This is a genomic window from Pseudoalteromonas sp. S1727 (genome assembly GCF_005886375.1).
Classification (GTDB): domain Bacteria; phylum Pseudomonadota; class Gammaproteobacteria; order Enterobacterales; family Alteromonadaceae; genus Pseudoalteromonas; species Pseudoalteromonas haloplanktis.
In genome coordinates, this window is sequence record NZ_PNDT01000020.1 from 48,094 (window position 1) to 74,261 (window position 26,168).

The window sequence follows — 26,168 nt, forward strand, 5'->3', positions numbered from 1 at the left end:
AACGCTTAGATTAGAAAGTGTATTTAACACCTACACGCATTTCCCATACAGAAGCACTTGATTGTACAGATGTATTAGACGCAGTTGAGAAACCTGAATATGTGTAGTTACCTTGTGCATCAACAGATGTTGAGATGACAGGATTGCCTACAAAACCACCTTTCTTTAATACGCCCCAGTCATCGTTTAACATATTAGTTAAGTTATCGATAACAAAGTAAGCTTCACCTTTGTGGCCTTCCATGAAGCCAGGTACTTCTTGGCTAACTTTAAAGTTAAACTTCACAAACCAATCTGCATTTTGGCTATTACGGCCAGTAATTTGACCGCGCTCAAGACCATTATCACCAATCCATTTATTGAAGTCTGCAATTTCAGCAGCAGTCATGTCATACGTTACATTAGGATCGTTTTCAAGAGGTACATAAAGTAATTGGCGAGAACCATTTGAATTGTAATCACCGAACCCATCTTCATCACTATCATTAAACGTATAGCTGTATGGTAGACCTTTGTATGCTTCGCCGAATAAGTTAAAGCGCGTGCTATAACCATCGAAGAATTCATTAGTGTAACCAAGAGTCATGGTAAAGCGATGTGGGATTTCATAATCTGATGTTGCTACACCAGGGTTTCCAGGATTTGAGGTTGCTAAGTTACCATAGTTTGAACTTGCCGTTGAACTCGTCATCGGGTTTACATCATCAGAATCTGTGTATGCATAAGCAAATTGGATGCTAATACCATTGTCGTAAGCTTTACTGATTGCTGCCGAAATGATCGAAGAGTCGCCGCTATCACCATCGACGTTGGTAAGCATTAAATCACCATCGCGGTATTTATCAGGATTTAGAACGTCTTCTTTTCTTTGGTAGATAGGACGACCATCAAAAGTAGTCTTACCTGAATCTTCAAGCGCTAAATCAATTAAAGTAGCTGAGTTTTTACGGTTTGTATAAAGGTAATCAAGTGCAATTACATAATCATTTTCAGTTGTATATGTTGCACCAACAGAGTATTTCCACTCTGAAGGCATTTCAAAATCCGGATCAACTGAGTTTACAGGACCGTCTCCAGTACTGTTAGCCACTTCATCATACATGTCTTGCGGAACTTCATAGCCAGGTGCGCCGCCATTTACATTAGGTGTTGTTGTTAAATCAGCGCCATCAGGACGTCTAACATATATATTTGTAATACCATCATTAGAATAAGAGTTAGATAACCAAACATTTGGGTTACCGCCTGAATATAAACCTAAACCAGCACGTACTTCTAGTGCATCAGTGGCATACCATTCGAAGCCTACTCGCGGTTGAATTAAGTCAACACCATCAAGCGTTGATTGATTGCTAAAGCCATATCGAGCATCAAAATTAGAGTTATAGTTAGGTGCATCATCACTTGTGTATTTGTCATAACGAAGACCAATGGTTAATGATGCATCTATATCAGAAAAGCTATATTCATCTTGAATATAAAAAGTATTTTGCGCGTATGAGAAACTTGCTGCAAGATCATTAGGGTTATTCGTACCTGCTGCATTAGTATATTCAATATAAGATGCTTGACCGCCTTCAAAGTCCTCAACACTGTCGAAGCGCCATTCACCTTGTGTTTGTTGAGCAAATAAGTTAAATATTTCTAGCTCTTCAAATTCATAACCCGCTGTAATTGTATGTTGGTCAAGGTAGTAAGTACCGGCTAATTTTGCGGTGGTGGTATCATAGTTTAAATCATTTGAATGACGAGAGTCATCTGGACCGATATAAATTGTGCCGTTATTTGCGGTTTTAATTTGCATTTCACCGAAACTACTAGCAGCATCAATAGATTCAGTGCGCTTGTCTAATTCTGATTTACCAAAACGAATTTCAGTTGAGAAATTATCGCTCCAGTCAGAGTATACAGATGCGATGATTGAGGTAAATTCAGCACCTTCTTCAAAAAAGTGATTGCTAAGACTTAGTCTGCTGTTGCCTGTATCTGATTGACTAAATGTAAATGCGTCGTTGTAATTATAGATTAAGTTAGCACGGTGATTATCGTTTATATTCCAATCAAGTTTAACAAAGATTTTTTCATCTTCTACAGGTGCACTCGATGGCATGCCACCTGCGTCATAACCATACACTTCTTGAGCAATACGTTGAACATCAGTAATATCACTGCTGGTTACTGCACCTGAATTTAAAGCACCGTAGTTAAACTCAGTGATGCTTTCATTTTTTTCATATGAAGTGAACAAGAAAAGCGTGTCTTTAATTAACGGGAGGCCTACGTTGAAACCATAACGTTTATCGTTATAGTTACCGTTATCAATTTTTTCCCCTTCGATAGAATCACCTTTCATTGAGTCATTCGTATAGTCGAAGAATACGCCACCGTGGATTTCATTGCCACCAGACTTAGTTACCGCATTGATGTTACATGAAGTGAAACCACCGTATTGCACATCAAATGGGGCTAGTTCTACCGCAACTTGCTCGATTGAATCAAAAGAGAAAGGTGCGTTAATTGTAGGGTAGCCACTAGCATTTAGGCCAAAGTTATCGTTCATACGAACGCCGTCTAAAGTTAAGCTATTAAAACGAGAGTTACCGCCACCGCAGTTAATAGAACCGCGGCTATCATCAATTGTTACTCGAGGATCGATTCGGATGATATCTTTAATATCGCGGTTAATAGCTGGCGTATTTTCAAGATCTGTTAAAGTAAACGTTGATGCTGGGCCTGTACCACCTGACATTGTGCTAATAGCGCGACCAGTTACCACGATTTGTTCAATACTAGACTGTGGCTCTAAAGTTACATTTACTGGGTAGTCAGCACCTACTTGTAGGTTGATGTTATTAAATGACTGGTCAGCGAATACATCTGAGTCAACTACAACACTATAAGGTCCGCCAACACGTAGGCCTTTTGCAGTGAAGTAACCCGCATCGTTGGTTTCAGTTTCTTTGGTTGAACCTGATGGAACGTGCACGATAGTAATTTTAGTACCTGCAGCAGGATTACCGTTAGGCCCCTTGATTTGACCTTTAATTGCAGAGGTCGTCTCATTTGCAAACGCTGCACCACTTACGCCAACACAAGCTGCGATAGCGAGTGAAAGTGCTGTTTTGCGTAGTTGAATTTTCATTATGTTGTTTTCCCGTGTTAAGGTTGTGTTTAATCTAATGATTTTAATTAATATTAGCTGGCATCTTCAGTGCCTTCACTAATGGTTGTGCAGAATTGTCAAAAATTAAGTTTAACAATCCGGCAAGTCTTACTCCGCTTTGTTGTAAGCGGGTTTTTATAACTGGCATATTTTTATAGATGTATTGGTAACTAATCTTTGTTTCATGCTGATTATAAATAGAATTAGCTATGTTATGTGATTCTTGTAACCATTGAACTGGCGTACTTTGTAAGTACTCAGCAATTAGTTGTTTATTATTTGTATTTATAAAGTATGCAAATTCAGTGTAGGATAAATTTTCATTTTCGATAAGTTTAGAATCCCACAAACTATGTAAATTGGTATCCTGCCCGAAGAATGTGACAGAAATATTATTGCCACCACGATCATCTTTTCTACCTGCGTGAAATGGTTGATGGCTGTCCCCAACTAAATGAACAATAAAGCGTAAACTGAATTTTTTCGCGTCAATTGAACTATTGGTATCTTTTAATACGGCAATATTAAAAAGTAGGGCATCAAGAATATTAGAGACTGATTCTTTTGAAGAGTGAGGGAGAGGTGGATTCTTTAACGTTGCAGCATCAGCATTGATATAATGCCAGCGCGATGATTTTTTTTGCCAAAAGTCGCCAGGCGCGGAACGCATTTCATCAGCCCAAGTGGCAATTTGTGGTAAACTTTCGCCTTCAAGTAAAGGCTCTAATGCTTTAACTGTGGCAGGTGTTAAATGGTAATTGGCTACTTGCGCAACAATTCTGTGTCCATTTTGTCCCCACGCCAAAACACTATTACTGGTGAATAACAAAATCAAGCTACTCGCACTGATCAATAAGTTACCTATTCTTTGTAACATCTGTCATTTTCCAAACTGTAGTTTATAACTGAGTCAATATTTCTAAAATCAATTGTCCTGATTTTCTAGCAAGATAGAAAGGACTCAATAAAATTCATAATTTCTTATTTCAATTTAATAAAAAACAATGCTTTAAGTTTGTTGAGTAAAATTACTTGTTGTAATAAGTAATTTAAATTGGTCAAATAGAGAGGGAATAATTAACACTGGTAGTAAACTTTGAATCGAGTACGATTAATTTCTTTAAAAACACTGATTGTTACAGTTTTGTTTCTGTTTGTAGGTTTTTTTTGGTGGGCAGGAAATATTAGTGCGCCTAGTGGTAATACGAAGATCACAACTTTTATAGACACATCAGTACGTTGTCAAACAACCTCTTCGGCTAATAAAAATGTACTCATTGTTTATGTACCAATTAAAGCAATGGCGAATGATGTCACAAATGTTTTGTGTGATGATGCTGTAGTGGCAAAACAATATGGCGAAGTAACAACTTATTGGGGAAATAAATCATCAGATACTATCGATTTTTTAGGTAAAGGAATAGCTGATCTGATCCTTGCGAAAGAAAACCTAATGGATGCATTTATGGCGCAAACCACTTACAACTATAAAGCAGTAGTTGGGTTTCCTAGTTATACGGCATTTATTATTTCCAGCAAAGAAAAGCCAAAAATAGAAAAACAGTACTTTTTAGATAAGCGGATCGGTTTGTTAGATTATCCCACGAGCCGCTCTGGGCATATATTACCCAAACAAATGTTTAAGCAATTAGACATTAATATGGATAACTTAACGATAGTTTATGCAAGCTCTCATCAAGAATTAAGGGAGTTGTTAGCAACTGGGAGTGTAGATTTAATCTCATCTTACTGGCAAGACAGCGATCAAACATTGTTTTCAAGAAATTACATTACACCTATTAGCGATAATATTAGTGGCAGCCGTTGGTACTTAAAGATGCAATCGGAAAATACCGATCTTTTGTGCGCTGTACAAGAGCGATTAATATCATTATTAAAAGAACAAAACTCGCAATATTTCAATCATGTTGAATCCTATTGGCAATGTGACGGCCAATCAGCGCATTTTGTTGGTCAGCAAAAATGAAAAAATATATCAGTATATTTTGCAGTGTACTCAGTATGTTGCTAGCTGTATTTTTTACTGCAAATACATTACAAACGCAACAACAAGAAAGAATAGCTCAGCTACAGATTCTAAATCGAATCGCATTAGATTTACCGCATATCAATTTGGCGAATGCGTTTTTGAGTCACTCAGGTAATGAAGATGATATTAAGCAATATATAGTACAACTTAATCAGCAACTAGCGGTTATAAACCTAGTTGAAGTGATTGCCATAGATGGTATTGCTAATAAAGCTATCGATGAAGGGATGACGACCATTGAGCTTGTTGCTCCAAGTCGAAATATAGCTGTGGTTTTTTCGCCTGCACATCAATATAGCGCTGCTTTTTTTATTGTGGTGTTATTGTTCGCTGCTTTGGCATCAGTATCGATTGTTGCGTTAGTTAGAATACGTGATATAAAAATGAATAAATTGTCAGCAGTCGTTAGTCAAAATAATTCGGAGCAAGCTGAACAGGTCGTTTCAGTTATTAGAATTGATTTAAATAATAAAACCTTAGGGTTGAATACTAACAACGAATTGGCAGTTGCTCTGGCGAATAAGCCGCTGTGTTTTTATTTAGCTTTGATCGAGTTTTGTGTTGCGCATCCAAATGTAACACTTAATCAAAATAAAGATTTGCCAGATGAGTTAATTGAATTGGCGAATAAGTACTTTTACCGATTAACCCAACTTGGGCATACGATACGCAAACGGCCTAATTTTTCTAATAGCTTGGAAAAAACGTTAAGTGAGATCAGAGCTGCACTGGATGAGCTACTCATCGAAAACCCAGAGTTAAAAGATATTTATTACCCGCCTAAAGCACATGGTGAAGGTTCGCGTTCGCGGTTGCATAGCTATGGACTATCAAATATTAAAAGTGTCGATATTGAAGTGATTGGTAAGTAGAGAAGGGCTGATCTCAAGTCATAATGAGATCAGCCGGAATATTATTGTGCAGAAAATTTGCTCGCATTGACTGGGCTATTTTCAATAAAGAAACGCTTCAGCGCTTGCGCGTCAGTTTCATCTGTACTGACGTAACTTTTATGCTTCATTAATACAGGATAGCCATCACCACCAGATGCATTATAGCTATTAATGCTCATACGATAGGTTTTAGTTTTATCGAGTGCTTGACCATTAATCATCACTTTGGTGAGTGCGTTATCGCTGCGTTCAAAACTTAATTTATGGTACTGCAAGTAAGCCCCTGAATCAGGTGGAAAGCGGGTAACAACTTCTAGGTATTCCCATAACTCTTGGCCTTGCCAATCTATATACGCAATACGATTTTTGAAAGGGTGAACTTTTAAAATATCTTTATAGCTAACGTCGCCCGCAGCAATACTGTCGCGTACTCCTCCACCGCTTATGATCCCAAAATCTGCACCAACCACATTCATTTGTGCCTGAATAATAACACGAGCTAAGTTGGTTTGTTGATAGCGTACTTTATTGCGGTCACCCTCAAGTTTGGCATCAACATAACCTATTTTCCCTTCAATTTGCTTTGCCCCTTTTGCTTGATATTCAGCCAAAAATGCTTTTAGTTCAGGATTAGGAGTTATATATTCGTTTGCTAGCACAGGTTGTGTTGTGCCGTCGGCTTGTTCTTCATGAATATATAAATTTACGGGGAGTAATTTATAATCAAGTAACGTTAATTGGCCATTTTCCAGTTTAAACTCAGCTTTACCAACGTATTTTCCCCATTCATGGGCTTGCATGATCCAGGTGCCATTTTGTTGATCAGGCTTACATGCTTTACCGGGCTTGAAGTTGTCATCGTTAATATTTTCACTAGCCATACAAATAGGTTCCTGAGAATGGCCGCCAATAATCATATCAAGGGTATTTTTTGAAAGAGAGCGAGCAAGAGTTACATCACCAGGGGCGTTAATACCATAGTTTGCGTCAACATAATGGCCCATATGGGTTACTGCAATAGTAACATCAGGTTGATACTGTGTTTTAATTTTATCAGCTAATGCTTGAGTTACTGCAATTGGCTCTTTAAATTCGAGACCACCTATGTATTGGGGGTTACCAATTTTAGCTGTGTCAGTTGTTGTTAAGCCAATAACGGCTATTTTTAGGCCTTGCTTATTAAAAATCTTATAGGCCTGAAATGCATTTTTACCCGTTTCTTTATCAAAGATATTAGCGGATAACAGCGGAAAGTTAGCCCATTGCTGTTGCTGCTTTAAAACACTTAATGGATTGTCAAATTCATGATTACCAATTGCCATGGCATCGTAACCAATTAACGACATACCTTTAAAGTCAGGCTCTGCATATTGCAGGTCAGACTCAGGGATCCCGGTGTTGATATCACCCCCAGAAAGTAATAATACTGCGTGGCCCTGCTGTATAGCATTATTGCGTAATTGATCAATTAAGGTCTTACGTGCGGCCATCCCATATTCACCTTTTTCATTATGCCAAAAGCGGCCATGGTTATCATTGGTATGTAAAACGGTGAGATAGTGAATATTATTAGTTTTTGAGAGTGTGTCAGGAGCTGATTGGTTGTTACTGCATGCACTGATGCTTAGCAATAGAAAGAGTGAAATTAATATGCGCATAATGTGACCCGTGTTGTCAGTGTTCCGCTGTTCATTAAGCGCATAGTTTAAACTAGTTTTATTGCAAAATAACGTAATTATTCTATTTTCGTATCGTCTTGGTAATTTAATTTTCCGGTTGCGGCTAATTGGCGTCGATGTAATTCCTGCTCTGCTAGTGCTGATTTTTCATGATTACTGCCCACCATCCAGTTCAAAAAACTTGCAGGTAACTTAGTGTATGCCTGACCTTGATGTAAGCCGAAATCGCATATCTGTTGTTCATTATGTGACATGGTGGTAAATCCTGTTGTGTGTGTTTTAGTGTTAAAAATAATACTAACAAAATAAAGCAGCCTGTTGAGACGATTTCGTTTTAAATAAAATTTATTTATAACGTAGGTGAATAATAACCAAATGTAACCATATGTAATTTAAGTGTAATCAATTTGGTCTGATTTGTTTAAAGGTACGTTTTGCTATCGCGTTGAGCGCATTAATTCTTTAGTATTTTCATTAATTTTACATAAACACAACATTCTTCAGGACTCGAAATAATGAAAAAACAATTACTGTGCACTTTGCTAGCTACTGCTGCGTTCGCAAGTAACGCGACTGTGGTTGAAATGCAAACATCACAAGGGACTATTAAAATAGATTTATTTGATCAACATACTCCAAAGACGGTGGCGAACTTTCTAAGCTATGTTGAGAGTGAAGCGTACAATCAAACAGTGATCCATCGTTCAATAGAGAACTTCATCATTCAAGGGGGCGGGTTTGCGTTTACAGATGATTTTGAAGCGATTGAAACATCTCCCGCAGTGTCGAATGAGCCCGTGTTATCGAATGTAAAGGGCACTATTGCGATGGCTAAACTAGGCAGTAATGAAAATAGCGCTACTAGCCAATGGTTTTTTAACTTAAAAGATAATAGCGCTAATTTAGATGTGCAAAATGGTGGTTTTACTGTTTTTGGTCAAATTACGGCTGACAGTTACGCTGTATTGGATACTATAGAAGCGCTAGTGCATTGCGGTGAAATTCCTGTAGTTGATATCACTGAAGAACAGTGTGCAAATGCAGATACGAGTATTGCAATTACTAACCTAGTGGCGATTAACAGTGTGGTTGTATTGGACGATGACCCTAATTCATCAGTAAATCTATCACCAAAAGAAAATACTCTGGTAGATACTGTTGAGCCAACTCAACCAAGTGATAGTTCAAGCGGTAGTATGGGATGGTTATTTCTGCCATTAATGCTATTGGGCTTTAAACGTCGACGTGTAGCTTAAAAGTATGTGCTATCGGGTTAGCGGCCCGATAGCAGTTGGCAGCTAAAGCGCAAATACTCGCATTATTAATAATACCCACATAGTTAAAACCAATATACAGCCAAGCAAAAAGCTATAATAACGCGGTTTTACGCTATTGCTACCTAAATGAATAATACTGTGAATGATCCGCGAAATCACAAACCCCCACGCTAAAGCGACAAACACGTAACCCGCGGCATTGAGTTGCAAGCCTGTCACACAGGCAACAAAAAACAGCACCGGTATCTCGAATTGGTTAATAAAGTTGCGACCCGCAATATGGACCTCATCGCCAGCTTTATCTAATTGCATAGTCGCAAAATCTTGCATTGAGATTGTTTTATTCCTTGCGGCAGCAAAACGCCTACGGCCCATCACTATCATCACTGTAAAAGTGAGCAGTACTTGAGTAAACATGGCGAGCAAAACATATTTTTCCATTATTATGACCTTTTTCATTACAGAGGGTTAAGACTAGCAGTATGTCTTTATAATTCACAATGTGTTACAAAATATTTAGAAAAATGATTGCAAGTGGTATCAATTTTACCGAACATTCAAACAACACACTAAGTATGGATATACTTCTCATTATGAAAAAAATAATAACGCTAAGCGCAATTGCCCTAGCAGTACTAACTGGCTGTGGCACTACAACTACGTCAGTTTCGCACCAAACCGCACTATTGTCAGATACGTTAATAGTTAGTCCAAATGATACTCGTCAATATAAAACCCTTAAATTGGCAAATGAAATTGAAGTTATTTTAGTCTCAGATCCCAGCGCCGAAAAATCTGCGGCAGCGTTGAGTGTAGGTGTAGGCTTATTACACGACCCAATGAGCCAGCAAGGTATGGCGCATTATTTAGAACACATGTTATTTCTAGGTACGGAGCGCTATCCTGATACCAAAGGCTACTCTGATTTTATGACCAAAAATGGCGGTGCACACAATGCTTACACATGGTTAGATATCACTAATTACATGTTTAAAGTAAATAATGACGCCTATGATGAAGCGCTTGATCGCTTTGCTGACTTTTTCAAATCACCTAAGCTTTACCCGGAATACACAGATAAAGAAAAAAACGCGGTCAATGCTGAGTGGTCTATGCGCCGTGAAATGGACTTTTTTGGCCAGTTTAAATTGGCCCGTAAAATGATGGGCGATCACCCTGCTAATCGCTTTTTGATTGGTAACCTTGAAACGCTTGGTGATAAAGAGGGCAGTTCATTACATAAAGAAACAGTTGATTTTTATAATAAATATTATTCTTCTAATATCATGAAATTAGCAATGATTTCAAACTTGCCATTAAGTGAAATGGAAGCAAAAGCGCAGCAATATTTTGCTGATATAGAAGATAAAAAAATTGAAAAACCTACGGTTACTAAAAAGTTAGACTTTGAAAATGTCGGCGGCAAGCGTGTCCATTATGCGCCAAATGAAGATGTAAAACAGTTACAACTTGATTTTACTATCACTGATAACAGTGATGAATTTGCCGTTAAACCTAATCGCTTTGTAGCCTACTTACTAAGTAATGAAATGCAGGGTAGCCCAGCACAAATCCTGCGTGATAAAGGCTGGGTGTCGCAACTTTCTGCAAGTGCAACACCGACTCATTACGGTAACTATGGTGCGCTGACAGTTGATGTGCAATTAACAGACGAAGGTATGCAAAACCGCGAATTAATCGTTGCGACTATCATGCAATATATTGACCTGATCAAAAAAGAAGGGGTTGATAGTAAATACTTTAATGAAATTCGTACGTCACTTAATAACGAATTTCAATTCTTAGAAAAAGGTGATGAGTTTGGTTATGTAAGCAACCTTGCAGGTAGTATGCAAGAGTACCCAATCAATCATGCTATCAATGCGCCGTATCATTATGCAAAATTCGATGCCGATGCAATCAACCGCGTACTAGCGCAGTTAAATGCCGATACATTACGTATTTGGTATACATCTAAACAAGAAGAAACAGATTCACAGCTGCATTTTTACGATGGTAAATACCGTATTGAAGATATTAGCGCAGCAGAAATTGCAAGCTGGAGTAAGCCAAGTGAGTTTGACCTAGCACTGCCTACAGTAAACCGCCTACTCCCTGAAAGTTTTGCTATTAAAACAGCTGATTTTGAACAACAAAAACATCCGCAGCTCGTATACGATAAAAATGGAGTTAAGGTATGGCGCCAAGCGAGCCAAAGCTTTGCCGAGCAACCAAAAGGGTTAGTTGAAGTGTATGTTAATACACCTGATGCACTGACAGATATCAAAGCAAAAGTGCTGTACTCTGTATGGGCTGATTTATACAACTTACAGCAAAGTAAATTGAGCACAGAAGCGGCTGTAGCGGGTATGAGTGTTGGCATAGAAGCAAGTAATGGCTTAATTTTATCTTTAAGCGGTTTTACTGATAAGCAAGATGTATTGCTTGCGCAAGCGTTGGAGAATATTAATGTACCCGTCACAGAGCAAGGCTTTGCGCAAGCACTTGATCGTTACCAGCGTGGCTTACTAAATGCCCAAAAGCAATTCCCGTTTTATCAAGCGTTTGATGAGTATTCAAAGCTGATCAGAACCGGCAGCTTTGATACGGACGAATTAATTAAAACCGCCCAATCAATTACCCTTGCTGATTTTGAGCAACTTAAGCAGCATACCTTCAACAATAACGAGCTACGTGTGTTTACCTTCGGTAATTACAATCAGCAAGATGTTGAGGCGATTGCGGCAGAGCTGAGCGCAGTGTTACCTAAAGAGCATAAAACAACAGCATTTGCGCGTAGTAAAGCATGGTTGCCTCAGCCTGGTGAAACCATTGTATTGCAAAAAGATATTGATGTAGCAGATGTTGCGATTATTGATATGACAGTGCATCCAGTACCAGGCTATAAACAAAAAGCGCAAGCGCAAGTACTGCAAGATCACTTTAGAACCATCGCGTTTGACAAAATGCGTACTGAAGAACAGCTAGCTTATGCCGTTGGAGCTCTTGCTCGTCCTATTGAAGATTACTCTGCAATTGGTTTGTTTATTCAAACGCCAGTGAAAGGGCCTAAAGAGATGCAGGCTCGTTTCGAGACGTTTAAAAAACAATACGCTGTAGAGCTTGATAACATGAGTGAAGAAACATTTGCTCAGCTTAAAAATGCCACGCTTGTATCACTGAGAGAGCAACCTAAAAACTTAAGTGATGAAATGGGCCCGCTAATTGGTGATTGGTATCGTGAAAACTTTGATTTTGATTCAAAAGAAAAGTTAATCGCAGAAGTTGAAAAGGTAACCCTTGCAGATATCAAAGATTACTACAAACAAACCATGCTTAATCCACAAGCGGCACGTTTAAATGTGCAATTACGTGGTAGTAAATTTGCAGATAAACCATTTGCAGATTTACCAAAGCAAACAAAAGTCACAGACTTACAAATGCACTTTGATAGTATTAAATTGCAAAAGTAACGAAGTGCTTTAAGCGTAAATTTATAATGAGCCCAAGCAATTGCTTGGGCTTTTTTATGAAAAAAAATAATTGCGAACCTTTTGCTCAGCTAAATCGTCTTGTAGAAAAGAACTTAGGGAAATACATGAATTCGACGCAAATAACATTAACTGTAATTAGTGCACAGCAAGGAGATAAGTCTGCATTTAATTTGCTATGCAGGCATTTATACCGACCCAGCTTTCTCTTTGCGATGAAGTTATGTAAGCAGACGGATTTAGCCAAAGATATTACGCAAGAAGCGTGGTCTGTGGTGGCAAAAGATATTCGTAAACTAAAAGAACCAAGTGTATTTAAAGCATGGTTATTTAGGGTGGTGTATCACAAGTTTATAGATACAACCCGTAAAAATAGGCATTTGGAGCGTTTTCAGCCTGACAAACACGAACAAGCAAGAGATATGACGAGCAGTAATGAGCAATCTATAGATTTAGTAAAGTTAATAAATAGCCTGCCGGATACTGAGCGGCACAGTGTTTATTTGTTTTATCTTGAGCAAATGTCAATTAGTGACATTGCTTTAATAACGGATGTAGCGGTTGGTACAGTGAAATCACGCTTACATAGAGCAAGAGCACAATTGGCAATAGGCTTAAATGAATAATTGGAGAGAATAATGAATTTAGATGAGAAAATTAAACAAAGTTTACAGGCGGAGCAACACAATTTAGAGTCAGTGCTAGAGTCTGATTCTGGCTTATTTAAGCAACTTAATGGCATATATCAGGGAAGCATGCGCCGCTGGACTATTTTAGGTACTATGCTAGCTTTTATACTCACAGCTGCCTTTATAATATCAGCGTATCAATTTTTTAATTCCGATCAGCAATTACTTTGGGCTGTGTGTTTTGTGAGTAGTTTAATGATGCAAATTGCAGTTAAACTTTGGCTGTTTATGGAAATGAATCGACAATCAATTATAAAAGAGATTAAGCGAAGTGAACTTGAAATAAAGGAGATGCTCAGTGAGCATTTTGCTTCAAATAGCCAAACCTAAATTGAAATGTAAAAGGAAAATACAATGCAGTTAAGATCTTTAAGTGTTAATACTAATAGCTTTTTGCTACTCACTCTATTTTTATTGTTTGCTGCAAATGCTAAAGCCGCATTTGTGAAGGTAGATGGCTTTGACTTGGAATATGAAGTTGCTGGAGCTGGCAATCAAGTTGTATTGCTTGAGGCTGGAGGGAGTGCAGGTTTAGGTGACTGGGATCCAGTTTTTAACAGCATAGCGAAGCATACGAAAGTGATTCGCTACTCGCGTGTTGGTAATGGTAACTCAACCGCAATTAAACGCCATTTTACGTCAATGGATTATGCTGATCATCTTAGTGAGTTTTTGTTGGCGTTGGACATTTCAAAACCAGTAATACTTGTTGCGCATTCTTATGGGGGGAGTGTCGCGCGAGATTTTGCCGCCAAATACCCGCAGCAACTAAATGCTTTACTTATGCTCGATCCGTCTTCAGAGCATGATGTAGACATATTACGTGCTATAAACTTAGAACAGGGAAATAAAGAAATCGCGCAAATAAAACTAAGTGATATGGCTAATGGAATGTCGAATCAATATTTAGATTTTTGGAGTAAACGGCCATTACCAGATTATCCGCAGATTAAAGATATACCTGTCACCGTTATTGCGTCAGTACGCAAAGTGGCTGAACCGAGTAATTTGTTTTTTACAGACAAGGGCCGATTGATGTGGGGGGAGATGTGGCAGAGTTGGGCAGCTGAGTTCCCCCAAGGGCGCAGTGTATTAACAGAAAAAAGCGGTCATTACATTCAAAATGATGAACCTATGCTGGTGCTTCGAGAGTTAAAGCGACTAATGAATATATTGGATGAGAATAAGCAGTCATGACTGTATAGCTATTGAAGTTTAAAGAACGTTAGAATTTACAAGGAATGACTATGACTTATGTACTTTGGTTTTTGCTGTTATTGTTTTCTGCTTTTAGTTATAGCAATGCATTTACTTTTGGATTGGTAAATGCGGCAAATGATAGAACAACTCAAAACGTACGTTACGATGGAAGTTATCATCGCATTGCTTATCCAAACGGTGACGTACCTGCGAATATTGGCGTTTGCACCGATGTCATTATTCGAAGTTACCGAGCACTTGGCATTGATTTACAACAGTTAGTACAAGAGGAACGGATCATTTTCTGTATGCAGTAGGGTCTTTAGAATAGTGTACAAATAAAAATGCCAGCGACATAACGCACTGGCATTGGTGACAACTAAATTATTAAATACTTAATTGACTGCGCTGCTACAATCACAGCGCAGTTGATAAGCTTACTTGTTAAATTTACGACGTAGTACGGCTGGAATGGCCAGTAACATAAGTAGCAAACCAGAGCTTGAGCCTGAATCTTTGTCTTCTTCAGGTTCAACGGCTTCATCCACCATTACAGTGACACTTTGTTGGCTTTGTAATTCACCATCACTGACAGTGACGATAAATTGATACTCACCAGCTTGTGTCGCATTGAATGTGGCGATTGCTGTATTGCTATTCGCAAGCGTTACAGTATTGCCTGTTGTTTGTTCCCAGTTGTAAGTTAATTCATCAGATTCAGCATCTTTTGATTGACTTGCATCGAGCGTCACAAAGTTACCAACTGTGGTATTGGTTCCTTTAGCGATGATCACAGGTGCTGTATTTTCGATTTCAACCGGTGGCTGCTCTTTTTCAACAACGGTGAGTTTTAGCTCTTTGGCAACGGTAAAGGTGCCATCAGTTACGGTTACATTGAATACATATTCACCTAGTTCCGTTGCACTGAAATTTGCTATTGCTTGATCAGAATTACTTAAGGTTACACTCGGACCAGAAACCTGTGTCCAGCTGAAGCTTAATTCATCATGGGTATCGGTTGATCTGCTTGCATCAAGGATTACAACTTCACCTAAGAACGAGTTTTCAGCTTGAACTATTACGGTAGGAGCTGTGTTTACCTTATTCACTGAAAGTACGAATGGCTGGCTTGCTACATCGCCTGTAGCAACGCTATCACGTACATGCAGAATAAGATCAAGTTCGCCTACCGCCCCAATATCTGGAGTGATAGTCACTGTACTGCCAGTTTCATTACCAGAGACCTCATAAGTAATGTGCTCACCTTCAATCTCTATTAGGTTGCTTACTTTATTTTTGTCTGTGTAATTTACAGTAAAGCTGACTGGTTGGCCTGCATCAGTTTCCATATCGGCAACTGGTAGCAGTTCAATATTACCAGCTACTTCTAGTTCCACTGTTAAGGTTTCTTGTTCAGCACCCTCTAGACCATTTTTGAGTTCTATAGTGGTTGTTTGACCTGCAGCAGCTTGAGTGACATATCCTTGGAATGCTACATTGAATTGTGACTCTTCAGGACCTGTATAATCCATACATACTACGAGTTCGTCATTTAATACGTCTGTTAAATCATTAAATGCAATACCGTCACCGTAGTAATGCTCAACAGGTGAACCGTTAATGACAGTGCGCCCTGCGTATGACTTAAAGCCGATACTGCCTTTTTCATCTGCCATGCTAAGGTTGTCGTAGGCAAACATCATTTCGTATTCGCCAGGCTCATAATTGATGTTGGTACGTAAGAACACTTCAAAGTCGACAGATTGGCCATCAGTATTACGGCGCTCTACATTATCCCATTCAAGTACTAGCCACTCACGATCACTGGTATAACTAGGTGTAACACCTGCATTGAGGTCATATTGGCCTGATAGAGCATCAAAACGAGTTAATGTGTTATCGCCAACCCAGTATGGTGCAATCATGTGTTCCGGTGTAGGAATACTTGAGCCTGTAGGAAACGGTGTATGCGCTGATGGCAGACGACGAGAGCTCCAATAGATAGCGCCTGCAGGGCTTATTTTTAATGATGTATAGTTCTCAAGGTTAAAGAACGGGAAGCTGACATCTTGCTCTGTATTCATTAGTTCCTGTAATGAAAATTCAAAGCTGTTTGAGTACGTACCTTCAACTTCTACAAGTGTACGCCAGCCATATTGACGTAGATCTAGATAGCCTGGAGTCGGTGACCCTGCCACACGTAAAGAACACATTTCATCTGTGATATTGGTGGTAATTTTATAGTTACGGTCAACATCTTTGGTTGATTCTTGCGTTCCTTCTACATGCCATGTTTGATCATTTACTAGCACTTCACCCGGTGTTGAATGTGATGCAATTACTGATTCTGCTATTAACTCAATACCTTGTGGTAGCGCTAGATCAAGTGCAAAGTTTCGAGCATGTTCAGTATTATTGGCAATCACTTTAACATTGAAATCAACGATATCACCCACTTTTGCTTTATTTTTACTGGCTGTGAAGCTGACATCTTCGTCAATTTGCGACAAGATTAATGGGATAAAGCCAACATTTCCTATGTCACTAGGGTTTGAGCCAATATCTATGCCGCCAAAGTAGATTTCGCCTATTTCCATCTCTGGAATGCTGTAACCAACGTCTATGGTGTAATCTTGATAACCTGATACTTTCTCTGGCGCACTTACTGTGATGTTACCTGCATCAGTGCTTAAAACGGCACTAGCAACGCTCACTTCACGAGGATCAGAATTATACACATTTGAGACTAATGTCCAATATTGACCTTCCTCTGGATCGTGGATCGCACAGGTGTTTGTTACAGTGTAAGCTGTGGACATACAAAGTATTTCATCCCATGAAGGAATGCCATCACCATTACTGTCTTGTCCCATAAAAATAAGTTTACGTTGAGTATCATCACCAATTATTTGGGAAATGATAAGCGGCGTATTCTCTGGTACTGTACTGAATGTAACTAATACTTCATCTAGATTATCAAACGGATCATTTTCAGTTGAATCTTTTGGTAAAACTTTTGTAGCGATATCAGCTTTTTGAAAACCATAACTCTTGCTTGCAAAATCAGTTATATCACCTGTTATCATAGGGCCAATTGTTTCTACACCTGATGTACGATGTGCTTCAATCGTGACAAAGTCAGGAAGACCCGTATCGCCATTGTAAGTCCAAACAGGTAATTCAAGTTTTGGTGATTCAGCCTTTTCTGGCGTGAGTACAAGCTGCCCTTGATTACCGATATAATCAACTTGGCCAGTGATACCTGGTGCGCGAATAGTTTTTGCCGTTACTATTAGAGAAACGGTTTCTCCCTTTTTAACGGTAAATTCGCTTGGCGTAACCTCAATTTCAAATCCATCAGTAAAGGCGTCAGTTGTTACTGCCCAGCTACCATCTTCAGTAGCTTTAAAAGTACGTATCCACTTACATTCATCAACACAGTCAGTGTTAACCATATAAGCCGTATTTAAGTTTTCAACAAAGCCGCCTAGATTTGGATTAGCTTCTTTCATGTTTTCCATGCTTTCATCAAGCACAAGGCCCACTTTATCAGCAAGATCAACATGCATTCTACCTGCACCAGATTCACCCATTGATGAGTTATAGCCACTCGACTCAAAACTAGCTAAGAATTTAGACGAATACAGATCATTGCTGGCAGTCATTAATAATGCTGATTGGATTTCAAGTGGCGACCAATCTGGGTGAGACTGCTTTAATAGCGCTGCGGCACCTGCAACATGCGGGCTTGCCATTGAAGTACCTGACATCATCATCCATTCGGCAGTCCCAGGGTTCGCAGTGAAGGGTTGATCGGTTGAACCAGGCGCGTAGATATCGACTCCTGGTGCGGCAATGTCGACAAATAAGGTGTTTAGGCCAAAGTATGAAGGCCCTTGGCTTGAAAAATAAGCAAGGTTATGGCCATCAACGTCTTCGATTTCTGCAGCCGTTGGTGTGATAGTGGCAATATGACTATCACCTGTTGAGAGCCAAGTAAGTATGTCTTGGGCGTCTGTGTTTTTGATGTGTATCGCCGGGATTGGGTGCGGGACATCTGGTAAAGCTGCGGAGTCATAAAAACTTGATTGATTATAGATTATTAATCCTTCAGCTCCCCCTTTAGCAACGTTAACACCTTTGTAATACAATGGATTAGAGCTACGTTTACAGACTACAATTACAGCTTGCTCAGACTCGTCAATCTCTGGAGTGGCTGGATCATCAGGAAAATCAAATGTACCTTCTGGGTATTCTTTATCACAGTTAGCGACCCAAGGCTTAATTGTTTCATTTGGATTGTCAAAGTCAGCAGCATTAACGACTAATCCTGTTAACTCATCAAAGGTGATTGAACGTCCGCTAATATCAGATGGAGCAGCCGTATCTCCACCTGTCATGTTGGTTAAAGATTTATCAGCATAAGCTATACGGCTACTAGGTGTACTTGCTGCTACAGTCGTTAACCAAGGAGAAGAGTGATCAGCACTCATTATTTCAGGGCCGTTGTTACCAGCTGCTGCTGCAATGAATATCCCGCTCTTTGCTGCGTTGAAGAAAGCTTGCTCGATTGGATCTGTCCACGGGTCTTGCTCTAGACCACCAATTGAAAAGTTGATCACATCTACATTATCTATTGCTGCTTGCTCAATGGCAGATATGATTGCAGTTTCAGGACAACCAGAGTATGGATCACCCGCACTACCAGCAAAACATGCTTGGTAGGAAATTAGGTTAGCGTGTGGAGCCATTCCAGACACTTGCTCAAATTCTAAATTAGTTGGAATACCATTACTTTGTGTTACAGCTTCCGTGAGCAAGTATTTTTGGTTATATAGAATATTACCTGCTGAAGTACCTGCAACGTGTGAACCATGACTATGGTAATCCTCCCCATTTTCTGGACGAGACTCTTCATAAACTGGATCTGAGTAAGTTGAGGTGATTTCAGGGTAAGAGTATACGCCAATGAGTTTGCTATTACATAACGAAGCGTTAGCTTGGCAGTCCCCCAAATAATTGTCAGCACCGAGCGGATTGATGTGCTGATAACCGTCACCTCCAACGGCAGAAAATGAAGGGTGATCGGTATTAATACCTGTGTCAATGATACCTACAACTATTCCTTCACCTAAGTTTTTACCTGTGCCAGATGCTGGCATAGCCCATACGTCATGTGCCCCTGTTTCTTCAATCGTATTAAACGTTTGTAACTGTTTTAGTTCTGAGCGCTTAATATGTTTTACGCCAGGAACTTTAGCAAGCTGCTGTGCTTGCTCTTGGGTCATTCGAGTTGTAAAACCATTGAGTGCCACGGTAAAAGAGCGCTCAGATTGAACACTTAAACCTTGTAGCTTTTGCGCGTTATTAAGCACAGTTGTTTGTTGCTGTTGTAAATAGGTTTGGTATTGAGCCAGCGCTGTTTGATTTAAGTCCAGTGGGCGATTTGAAGAGCGGGCTGCTTGTACAAGGCTTTTAGTCGCTGTATGACCTGCTATACCACCGTCATAAGAGGTGATAGGGGCGTCTTCCAATTGTACTATATAGGTATGTGTTCCTGTGATATCTTTTTCGGCTTTAAAAATCGTGTTTTGTTTTTTTACTTGTTGATTGAGTTTATTTGGCCAGTTTAATTCAGGTTGCGCTTTAATTTCAGTTTGACTTGTAGGGGCTGCCCACTGCTCATTATTGTTATTAACATCACTCGCAGTTGCAGCTGAGGCAGCATAAAGTGCGCTCGTAACGACTACGGCAATTTTAGTTTTGTTAAACATAGAAACTCCAAAATGATAAAAGGATGCTATGAAATAATTCAAAAAATAATCTGTTGATGAAGCGTGGTTATGTATTTGATGAATATTCCAGCGACGTTATTATCACTAAAAGTTTTCAATCTGGCATCAGTGTGATAACAAATGATACATAATGATACATTTGTTTCGATTGGTGTTTGCTCTGGCTACGAAGGATACTTATTAATGGATAAACGGGTAAAACAAAAATTCACCACTTACCCAGCAGCGGTTGCTGTGATATTGGATGAAGTAAGAACGTTGATTTTTCAGGTCGCGAAAGAGCAGGGTATTACTGAACTTGAAGAAACACTGAAATGGGGTGAGCCAAGTTATATTTCAAAAACTGGTTCCACAATCAGGTTTGATTATAAAGATAAAGCACCGCAGCAATTTTGTATTTACTTTAACTGTAACACTACGCTGGTGGAGACATTTAAAGAGTTGTATGGTGACACCTTTGTCTATCAAGGTAATCGTGCTTTGGTGTTTGAGTTACAGCACGCATTACCGATAACAGCGCTTGCGCATTGTTTGTCGCTGGCTTTGCGCTACAAAAAAATAAAGCACCTGCCAATGCTCGGTGCTTAAATTTATATAGAGTTTTAATAGCGAATGCAGGCGCGAGTTTATCTCGCGCTCACACTGTTATTTAGCGCTTGCTGCGCGTGCGGCGTGTAGTTTTTTGTAGCTATCAATTAAGCGCTGATGACGCTCTAACCCTTCAAGTTGCATATTGGTCGGTGTTAAACCGTAGAACAATACATCGCCATTGATTGAACCTACCACAGCATCCATGACTTCTTGACCAAACATGCGAGTGAAGCTATGAATATAGTCTTCAATTTCTAAGTCTTCGCTCAGTGCCACTTCGAGTGTGGCGTGCATTGCTTGATAAAATAACCCGCGTTCAACGGTGTTGTCGTTAAACTGTAAAAAGGTTTCAACCAGTTCCATTGTGGCTTCTAAATCACCCAGTGCTAAATAGATAAGCAATTTAAGCTCAAGAATCGTTAGCTGGCCCCAAACTGTATTTTCGTCAAACTCAACACCAATTAAGGTGATGATATCGATGTAGTTATCAAGCTGGCTGTCTTCTAAGCGCTCTACTAAATCTGCCAGTTGATCTTCATCTAAACTGTGCAGATTTAAAATGTCTGCACGGTATTTTAGGGCTTTGTTGGTGTTATCCCAAATTAAGTCTTCGACAGGGTACACTTCTGAATAGTCAGGTACTAAAATACGACAAGCGGTGCCAATATCTGAAAACTCAGCAATGTAGGCTTCTTTCCCTAAGTCTTTTAAAATACCGAACAAGCTTGCGGTTTCTTCTTCATTAGTACCTGAAAAATCCCACTCAACAAAGTCATAATCGTGTTTAGCACTAAAGAAACGCCATGAAATTTTACCCGTTGAATCAATAAAGTGTTCAACAAAGTTCTCAGGCTCAGACACAGCCATACTGTTAAAGGTTGGCTTTGGTACGTCATTTAACCCTTCAAAGCTGCGACCTTGTAAAAGCTCTGTTAAGCTGCGTTCAAGGGCTACTTCAAAGCTTGGGTGCGCACCAAATGAAGCAAACACACCACCGGTTTTTGGGTTCATTAAGGTAACGCACATCACCGGGAATTGACCACCTAACGAGGCGTCTTTTACTACAACTGGAAAGCCTTGCTCTTCTAGCCCTTTAATACCGGCAACAATGCCAGGGTATTTAGCAAGTACCGAGTCAGGCACATCGGGTAAGACAATTTCTTGCTCGATAATTTGGCGCTTAACGGCACGCTCAAAAATTTCAGACAAACATTGTACTTTTGCCTCAGCAAAGTTATTACCTGCACTCATGCCGTTACTTAAAAATAAGTTTTCAATCAAGTTTGACGGAAAATACACGGTTTCGCCATCAGAGTGACGCACATACGGGATAGAGCAAATACCGCGCTCAACATTGCCTGAATTAGTGTCGATAAGATGTGAGCCACACAGCTCATCTTCAGGGTTATAAATGCTTAGCGTGTAGTCGTCTAAAATACCTTCAGGCAGTGAATCGTCATCGGTGAGCTTAAACCATTTTTCATTTGGGTAATGCACAAACTCACTGTTGGCAATTTCTTCACCAAGGAATTGATCATTGTAGAAAAAGTTACAGTTTAAACGCTCGATAAATTCGCCAAGGGCAGAGCATAATGCGCTTTCTTTAGTGGCACCTTTTCCATTGGTAAAACACATAGGAGAGGCCGCATCACGAATATGCAGTGACCATACATTTGGTACTATATTACGCCACGATGAAATTTCAATTTTCATGCCTAAGTCGGCTAAAATCGCGGTCATATCAGCAATAGTTTGCTCAAGGGGTAAATCTTTACCTAGGATAAAGGTGCTTTCGCTACCTTCTGGCTTTGCCATTAACATGGCTTGTGCATCGTTATCGAGGCTTTCTACTGCATCAATTTTAAACTCAGGCACAGTTTGAATAACACGCTTAACGGTACAGCGGTCAACCGAGCGCAAGATACCGGTACGGTCTTTTTCAGAAATGCTTTCAGGCAGTTCAACTTGAATTTGGAAAATTTGGTTGTAACGATCTTCCGGATCAACAATGTTGTTTTGCGCAACACGAATGCCATCGGTCGAGATATCACGGGCATTACAATACACTTTTATAAAGTACGCAGCACATAAAGCCGACGATGCTAAAAAATAGTCAAAAGGACTCGGCGCAGAGCCATCGCCTTTATAACGGATTGGTTGATCCGCAATGACTGAGAAATCGTCAAACTTAGCTTCTAACCTAAGATTATCGAGAAAATTAACTTTAATTTCCATTGAGTTGGTCCACCTTAGTGCGCACTAATAAGCTAGGCTTGCAGGTGTTTGCGCTAGACTTAGTCAGTGTATTTTCATTTAGCTGCAATTATCCGCTTTTTAGGGGAGTACATACAAGTAATAGTCGGGTTAATTTTTAAAACAGCAAAGCTTGCGATGAGAAAGTAGGCAAGGTGAAAGGATTAAGTTGTTAGTGTTTTGAGTTTTACTCGTAAGCTTTTAACCAGATTGAAGCTATCACTAAATTTTTAGCCTCGCTATTAGAATTCGATTGTTTCCTTCATAAAAAATAGCGCGGGTATTTATTACCCGCGCTAGATAAGGCTAACTTTGTTTTTTTTAACCTTGCCAACATTCCTCTTGAAGCTATCGGCCTAAGCTATCACTAAAAATCCAACAAACGCGCAGGCAGCTGCAATGAGTGTATACGGCAATTGAGTAATTGCGTGGCTCATTAAATTACAGCCTGAGCCTTGGGCTGCAAGGACCGTTGAGTCTGAGTAAAAGCATGCTTGGCTACCAAATGATGATGCTGATAAGAGTGCACCAATCACCAGTGGTATATTTGCATCAACCGCGATGGCAAGTGGCATTACAATAGGAATAGTTACCGCAAAAATTCCCCAGCTTGAACCCGTTGCAAACGCTAAAATAGCCATTGCCAAAAATACCACTGCAGGTAAATAGCCTGCGGTCATAAATGGGCTAAGTGACTCAATCACAAACTGCGGTAGCAATAGTTGATCGCACACATCTTTAAAAATAAATGCGGCGATCACTGTGCCAATGGCAGGTAGCATGCTTTTAAAGCCATCCAGCATTTTTTCGATCATTTCAGCAAAAGGCATGAGCTTTTGCAGCATATAAAAAGGGATTGTCACGGCAAATGTGGCTAATAACCCTTTGTATACGTCGATTTCAAAATACACCGTAAACGCAACGAGTAAAAAAATAGGCAGTAAAAAGTTATACAATTTGCCGTGGCTATCTGCACTTTCAAAGCTTTCTTCTACCGCTTTTACTGCGTATTCATCAGCAGTTTGCACTTCGTTGTATTGTGCAGGGTCAACTTGTGGCTGCTCCTGCATTGCTTGTAGTTGGGCTTTTTTCATCGGCCCAAATAATGGGATCACCCCAAATACCACTAATGGCACAATCAGTACTGCAAACCAAGCATACAACATGTAGGGAATGGCTTGCATATACACGGCAATACCTTGTCCTTCACCTGCGATATTGTTATCAACCAATAAGCCGCCAAAAAATACTGCCCAAGTTGATAAAGGGACTAATACACAAATTGGTGCCGCGGTAGAGTCGACCACATAAGCGAGCATTTCACGACTGATTTTAAATTTATCGGTAATGCGCTTCATGGTTTCACCTACGGTGAGCGCATTGAGGTAATCGTCGATAAATATAACGATACCCAGTACGTAGGTCATGAGTAATGACGAACGAGGCCCTTTACAAAAGCGCAGTGCAAAACTACCAAATGCAGAGGCGCCGCCAGTGCGCACTAATAATGCTATTAGCGCACCAAAACCACCACACACAAGTATTAACCAGCCAATTGTTTCATCGACCATCACTTTTAGTGAAGCCGCGGCAAAATTGCTTAGCATTTCAACAGGGTTAAGCATAGCCAGGCCCACTAAGGCACCGATCAGCAAAGATAAAATTGGGCGACGTAGTACGATCGCCAATACCACCACTACAATCGGCGGCACAAGACTTAACGCAGAAGGTTCAAGCATTTAAGTATTCACAACATAAAAAGTACTTGAGTGATTCGCTCAAGCTACTTAACAAAAACAAAGAATGTTAGCCCAAGGGCTGATATTCCAAGTCACTGCTTTTGCACGCAGAAGTCACTGTTGGGTTTCGCGGTGGGTTTAGCACAATGCGACACAGTGAAGTGCGTTGGCTTGGCGCCAGACGGTGCAGGGGATGCATGCCGCTATTGTTATGCCGATAAAAACATCGACGGGAAAATAATCTGCAATTGCGTTTGAGTCAATAAAAATTTTTAAATTAGCTAAAAATTCTTATTATCTGAATATTAATGCTTGTAGTGCTTGGGAGGAGCACCAAACATTTGTTTAAACAAGCGGCTAAAGTGACTGGGGTTGCTAAAGCCTAGCTGATAACAAATTTGACTCACTTGCAGGCCCGATTGTAGCAATTTGCGTGCTTTTTTCAGTCGCAGTTGTTGTTGATATGCCGCGGGGCTTAATCCAAATGCGAGTTTAAATTGTTGATAAAACTTACTGCGGCTCATGCAGGCTATTTTGCATAATATGTCAATATCAAGAGGTTGATTGAGGTTGTCTGCTATGTGATTAACTACATAGCTAAAAGCAGAGTTAATAACGGGGGTTTGGCAATTTGCGAGCATTAAATCACGGCTTTGCTGCTGCAAAAGGCGAGTAATTAACTCATTAATTGACAGCTCAATTAAATAGGGACGATCTTGCTCGTTTTCACTAAATAAACCCACCATACGCTCCAGTAGTTGCTGGGTTTGTTGATTATGCACACCATGCACAAGTTTAGGAATATAGTGAAAAAAATCATCATCGCTTATGTGTTGCTGCATGTTAAGTGCATCAGCCACTTGGCTAACTTTATCACGGCTTATTTCAATCGCTAAACAGGTGGTTGGTTGCTTAATTGATGCTTCTGGAAAGTCAATCAACACACTTTGCTCTGGCGCTAAGACAAACGATTGTTGCGGCAAAAACTCTTTGTGATAGTCACAGTCGCCTACGTGCATGATTTTTTTACCGCTGATCATGCCGCAAAACAAGAGCTCGCTGGAGTGTAGTGCTACTTTTTGTGCATCCTGATAGGTGTCGTAAATACTGAGTTCGGCATTTTCTGCAGCAAAAGTCACTTTATTTTCAATAAGTACATCAACCGCTTGGCGCTGCTTTTTGAGGTTTTTTGTTGCTAGATAGGCTGCCATAGTATTTCCTTTTTTAGGTCTGGACACATAGACACGTTTTTTGGACCGATAAGCATGTTTGTATGCCTGTTATGCGCTAATGTCAATTAATGGCGGATAAATAACCAATAAGTTCCCGCTTGAACTTAACAACAACT

At 39.8% G+C, this 26,168-nt stretch carries 17 protein-coding genes and 1 pseudogene; 9 read left to right on the forward strand and 9 right to left on the reverse strand.

The window, feature by feature from the left end; all coding sequences use genetic code 11:
* Positions 1 to 10: 10 nt before the first annotated feature.
* Positions 11 to 3,142 carry a TonB-dependent receptor gene (locus CWB85_RS06395; protein WP_138554434.1) on the reverse strand — a complete coding sequence of 1,044 codons (3,132 nt, stop codon included), beginning with the start codon at positions 3,140 to 3,142 and terminating at the stop codon, positions 11 to 13.
* Between the two features lie 43 nt (positions 3,143 to 3,185).
* The gene (locus CWB85_RS06400; RefSeq protein ID WP_138554435.1) at positions 3,186 to 4,040 is read right to left on the reverse strand and encodes a S1/P1 nuclease; all 855 of its coding nucleotides are present in this window, start codon (positions 4,038 to 4,040) and stop codon (positions 3,186 to 3,188) included.
* A 219-nt stretch (positions 4,041 to 4,259) separates the two neighbouring features.
* Here CWB85_RS06400 and CWB85_RS06405 point away from each other — a divergent pair, with 219 nt between their 5' ends.
* Positions 4,260 to 5,150 (forward strand): type 2 periplasmic-binding domain-containing protein, encoded by an 891-nt coding sequence (locus CWB85_RS06405; RefSeq protein ID WP_016706989.1) that lies wholly within the window; start codon positions 4,260 to 4,262, stop codon positions 5,148 to 5,150.
* On the forward strand, positions 5,147 to 6,085 hold the full coding sequence (locus CWB85_RS06410) for a hypothetical protein (RefSeq protein ID WP_016706988.1): 939 nt from the start codon (positions 5,147 to 5,149) through the stop codon (positions 6,083 to 6,085). Before CWB85_RS06405 ends, CWB85_RS06410 begins: the two co-directional genes overlap by 4 nt.
* 41 nt (positions 6,086 to 6,126) lie before the next feature.
* Here CWB85_RS06410 and ushA read toward each other — a convergent pair whose 3' ends face one another.
* Both ushA and CWB85_RS06420 read right to left on the reverse strand, forming a co-directional pair.
* Positions 6,127 to 7,764 carry a bifunctional UDP-sugar hydrolase/5'-nucleotidase UshA gene (gene ushA, locus CWB85_RS06415; protein WP_138554436.1) on the reverse strand — a complete coding sequence of 546 codons (1,638 nt, stop codon included), beginning with the start codon at positions 7,762 to 7,764 and terminating at the stop codon, positions 6,127 to 6,129.
* Between the two features lie 77 nt (positions 7,765 to 7,841).
* Positions 7,842 to 8,039 carry a hypothetical protein gene (locus CWB85_RS06420; RefSeq protein ID WP_016706986.1) on the reverse strand — a complete coding sequence of 66 codons (198 nt, stop codon included), beginning with the start codon at positions 8,037 to 8,039 and terminating at the stop codon, positions 7,842 to 7,844.
* Between the two features lie 261 nt (positions 8,040 to 8,300).
* Between CWB85_RS06420 and CWB85_RS06425 the strand changes: the two genes are divergently transcribed.
* The gene (locus CWB85_RS06425; RefSeq protein ID WP_016706985.1) at positions 8,301 to 9,041 is read left to right on the forward strand and encodes a peptidylprolyl isomerase; all 741 of its coding nucleotides are present in this window, start codon (positions 8,301 to 8,303) and stop codon (positions 9,039 to 9,041) included.
* A 42-nt stretch (positions 9,042 to 9,083) separates the two neighbouring features.
* Here CWB85_RS06425 and CWB85_RS06430 read toward each other — a convergent pair whose 3' ends face one another.
* Complete coding sequence (locus tag CWB85_RS06430) at positions 9,084 to 9,503, reverse strand: MAPEG family protein (protein WP_138554437.1); 420 nt, start codon at positions 9,501 to 9,503, stop codon at positions 9,084 to 9,086.
* Positions 9,504 to 9,655: 152 nt separating this feature from the next.
* Between CWB85_RS06430 and CWB85_RS06435 the strand changes: the two genes are divergently transcribed.
* From CWB85_RS06435 to CWB85_RS06455, 5 genes and pseudogenes are all read left to right on the forward strand, one after another.
* Positions 9,656 to 12,535 (forward strand): insulinase family protein, encoded by a 2,880-nt coding sequence (locus CWB85_RS06435; RefSeq protein ID WP_138554438.1) that lies wholly within the window; start codon positions 9,656 to 9,658, stop codon positions 12,533 to 12,535.
* A gap of 56 nt (positions 12,536 to 12,591) precedes the next feature.
* The gene (locus CWB85_RS06440) at positions 12,592 to 13,179 is read left to right on the forward strand and encodes an RNA polymerase sigma factor (RefSeq protein ID WP_249314798.1); all 588 of its coding nucleotides are present in this window, start codon (positions 12,592 to 12,594) and stop codon (positions 13,177 to 13,179) included.
* A 12-nt stretch (positions 13,180 to 13,191) separates the two neighbouring features.
* Positions 13,192 to 13,572 carry a DUF6768 family protein gene (locus CWB85_RS06445; RefSeq protein ID WP_138554439.1) on the forward strand — a complete coding sequence of 127 codons (381 nt, stop codon included), beginning with the start codon at positions 13,192 to 13,194 and terminating at the stop codon, positions 13,570 to 13,572.
* 24 nt (positions 13,573 to 13,596) lie between these two features.
* Positions 13,597 to 14,439, forward strand: coding sequence for an alpha/beta fold hydrolase (locus CWB85_RS06450; RefSeq protein WP_016706980.1), 843 nt, complete (start codon positions 13,597 to 13,599; stop codon positions 14,437 to 14,439).
* Positions 14,440 to 14,489: 50 nt separating this feature from the next.
* Positions 14,490 to 14,735: pseudogene (locus CWB85_RS06455) on the forward strand (DUF1287 domain-containing protein); the annotation flags it as partial.
* 144 nt (positions 14,736 to 14,879) lie between these two features.
* Here CWB85_RS06455 and CWB85_RS22950 read toward each other — a convergent pair.
* A complete protein-coding gene (locus CWB85_RS22950) occupies positions 14,880 to 20,216 on the reverse strand; it encodes a S8 family serine peptidase (protein ID WP_138554440.1) in 5,337 nt (1,778 codons plus the stop codon).
* 204 nt (positions 20,217 to 20,420) lie between these two features.
* Here CWB85_RS22950 and CWB85_RS06465 point away from each other — a divergent pair, with 204 nt between their 5' ends.
* Positions 20,421 to 20,825: a DUF1801 domain-containing protein gene (locus CWB85_RS06465; RefSeq protein ID WP_138554441.1), complete on the forward strand. Its 405-nt coding sequence runs from the start codon at positions 20,421 to 20,423 to the stop codon at positions 20,823 to 20,825.
* A gap of 57 nt (positions 20,826 to 20,882) precedes the next feature.
* On the opposite strand, the gene CWB85_RS06470 is transcribed toward CWB85_RS06465, so the two are convergent.
* The 3 genes from CWB85_RS06470 to CWB85_RS06480 form a co-directional block, all read right to left on the reverse strand.
* On the reverse strand, positions 20,883 to 23,063 hold the full coding sequence (locus CWB85_RS06470) for an OsmC domain/YcaO domain-containing protein (RefSeq protein ID WP_138554442.1): 2,181 nt from the start codon (positions 23,061 to 23,063) through the stop codon (positions 20,883 to 20,885).
* A 374-nt stretch (positions 23,064 to 23,437) separates the two neighbouring features.
* Positions 23,438 to 24,820 (reverse strand): Na+/H+ antiporter NhaC family protein, encoded by a 1,383-nt coding sequence (locus CWB85_RS06475; RefSeq protein ID WP_138554443.1) that lies wholly within the window; start codon positions 24,818 to 24,820, stop codon positions 23,438 to 23,440.
* Between the two features lie 305 nt (positions 24,821 to 25,125).
* On the reverse strand, positions 25,126 to 26,031 hold the full coding sequence (locus CWB85_RS06480) for an AraC family transcriptional regulator (protein WP_138554444.1): 906 nt from the start codon (positions 26,029 to 26,031) through the stop codon (positions 25,126 to 25,128).
* Between the last annotated feature and the right edge of the window lie 137 nt (positions 26,032 to 26,168).

Coding starts and splice junctions, on each gene's coding strand:
- CWB85_RS06395 (WP_138554434.1), bottom strand. CDS start 3,142: ATGAAAATTCAACTACGCAAAACAGCACTTTCACTCGCTATCGCAGCT.
- CWB85_RS06400 (WP_138554435.1), bottom strand. CDS start 4,040: ATGTTACAAAGAATAGGTAACTTATTGATCAGTGCGAGTAGCTTGATT.
- CWB85_RS06410 (WP_016706988.1), top strand. CDS start 5,147: ATGAAAAAATATATCAGTATATTTTGCAGTGTACTCAGTATGTTGCTA.
- ushA (WP_138554436.1), bottom strand. CDS start 7,764: ATGCGCATATTAATTTCACTCTTTCTATTGCTAAGCATCAGTGCATGC.
- CWB85_RS06420 (WP_016706986.1), bottom strand. CDS start 8,039: ATGTCACATAATGAACAACAGATATGCGATTTCGGCTTACATCAAGGT.
- CWB85_RS06425 (WP_016706985.1), top strand. CDS start 8,301: ATGAAAAAACAATTACTGTGCACTTTGCTAGCTACTGCTGCGTTCGCA.
- CWB85_RS06430 (WP_138554437.1), bottom strand. CDS start 9,503: ATGGAAAAATATGTTTTGCTCGCCATGTTTACTCAAGTACTGCTCACT.
- CWB85_RS06435 (WP_138554438.1), top strand. CDS start 9,656: ATGAAAAAAATAATAACGCTAAGCGCAATTGCCCTAGCAGTACTAACT.
- CWB85_RS06440 (WP_249314798.1), top strand. CDS start 12,592: ATGAAAAAAAATAATTGCGAACCTTTTGCTCAGCTAAATCGTCTTGTA.
- CWB85_RS06445 (WP_138554439.1), top strand. CDS start 13,192: ATGAATTTAGATGAGAAAATTAAACAAAGTTTACAGGCGGAGCAACAC.
- CWB85_RS06450 (WP_016706980.1), top strand. CDS start 13,597: ATGCAGTTAAGATCTTTAAGTGTTAATACTAATAGCTTTTTGCTACTC.
- CWB85_RS22950 (WP_138554440.1), bottom strand. CDS start 20,216: ATGTTTAACAAAACTAAAATTGCCGTAGTCGTTACGAGCGCACTTTAT.
- CWB85_RS06465 (WP_138554441.1), top strand. CDS start 20,421: ATGGATAAACGGGTAAAACAAAAATTCACCACTTACCCAGCAGCGGTT.
- CWB85_RS06470 (WP_138554442.1), bottom strand. CDS start 23,063: ATGGAAATTAAAGTTAATTTTCTCGATAATCTTAGGTTAGAAGCTAAG.
- CWB85_RS06475 (WP_138554443.1), bottom strand. CDS start 24,820: ATGCTTGAACCTTCTGCGTTAAGTCTTGTGCCGCCGATTGTAGTGGTG.
- CWB85_RS06480 (WP_138554444.1), bottom strand. CDS start 26,031: ATGGCAGCCTATCTAGCAACAAAAAACCTCAAAAAGCAGCGCCAAGCG.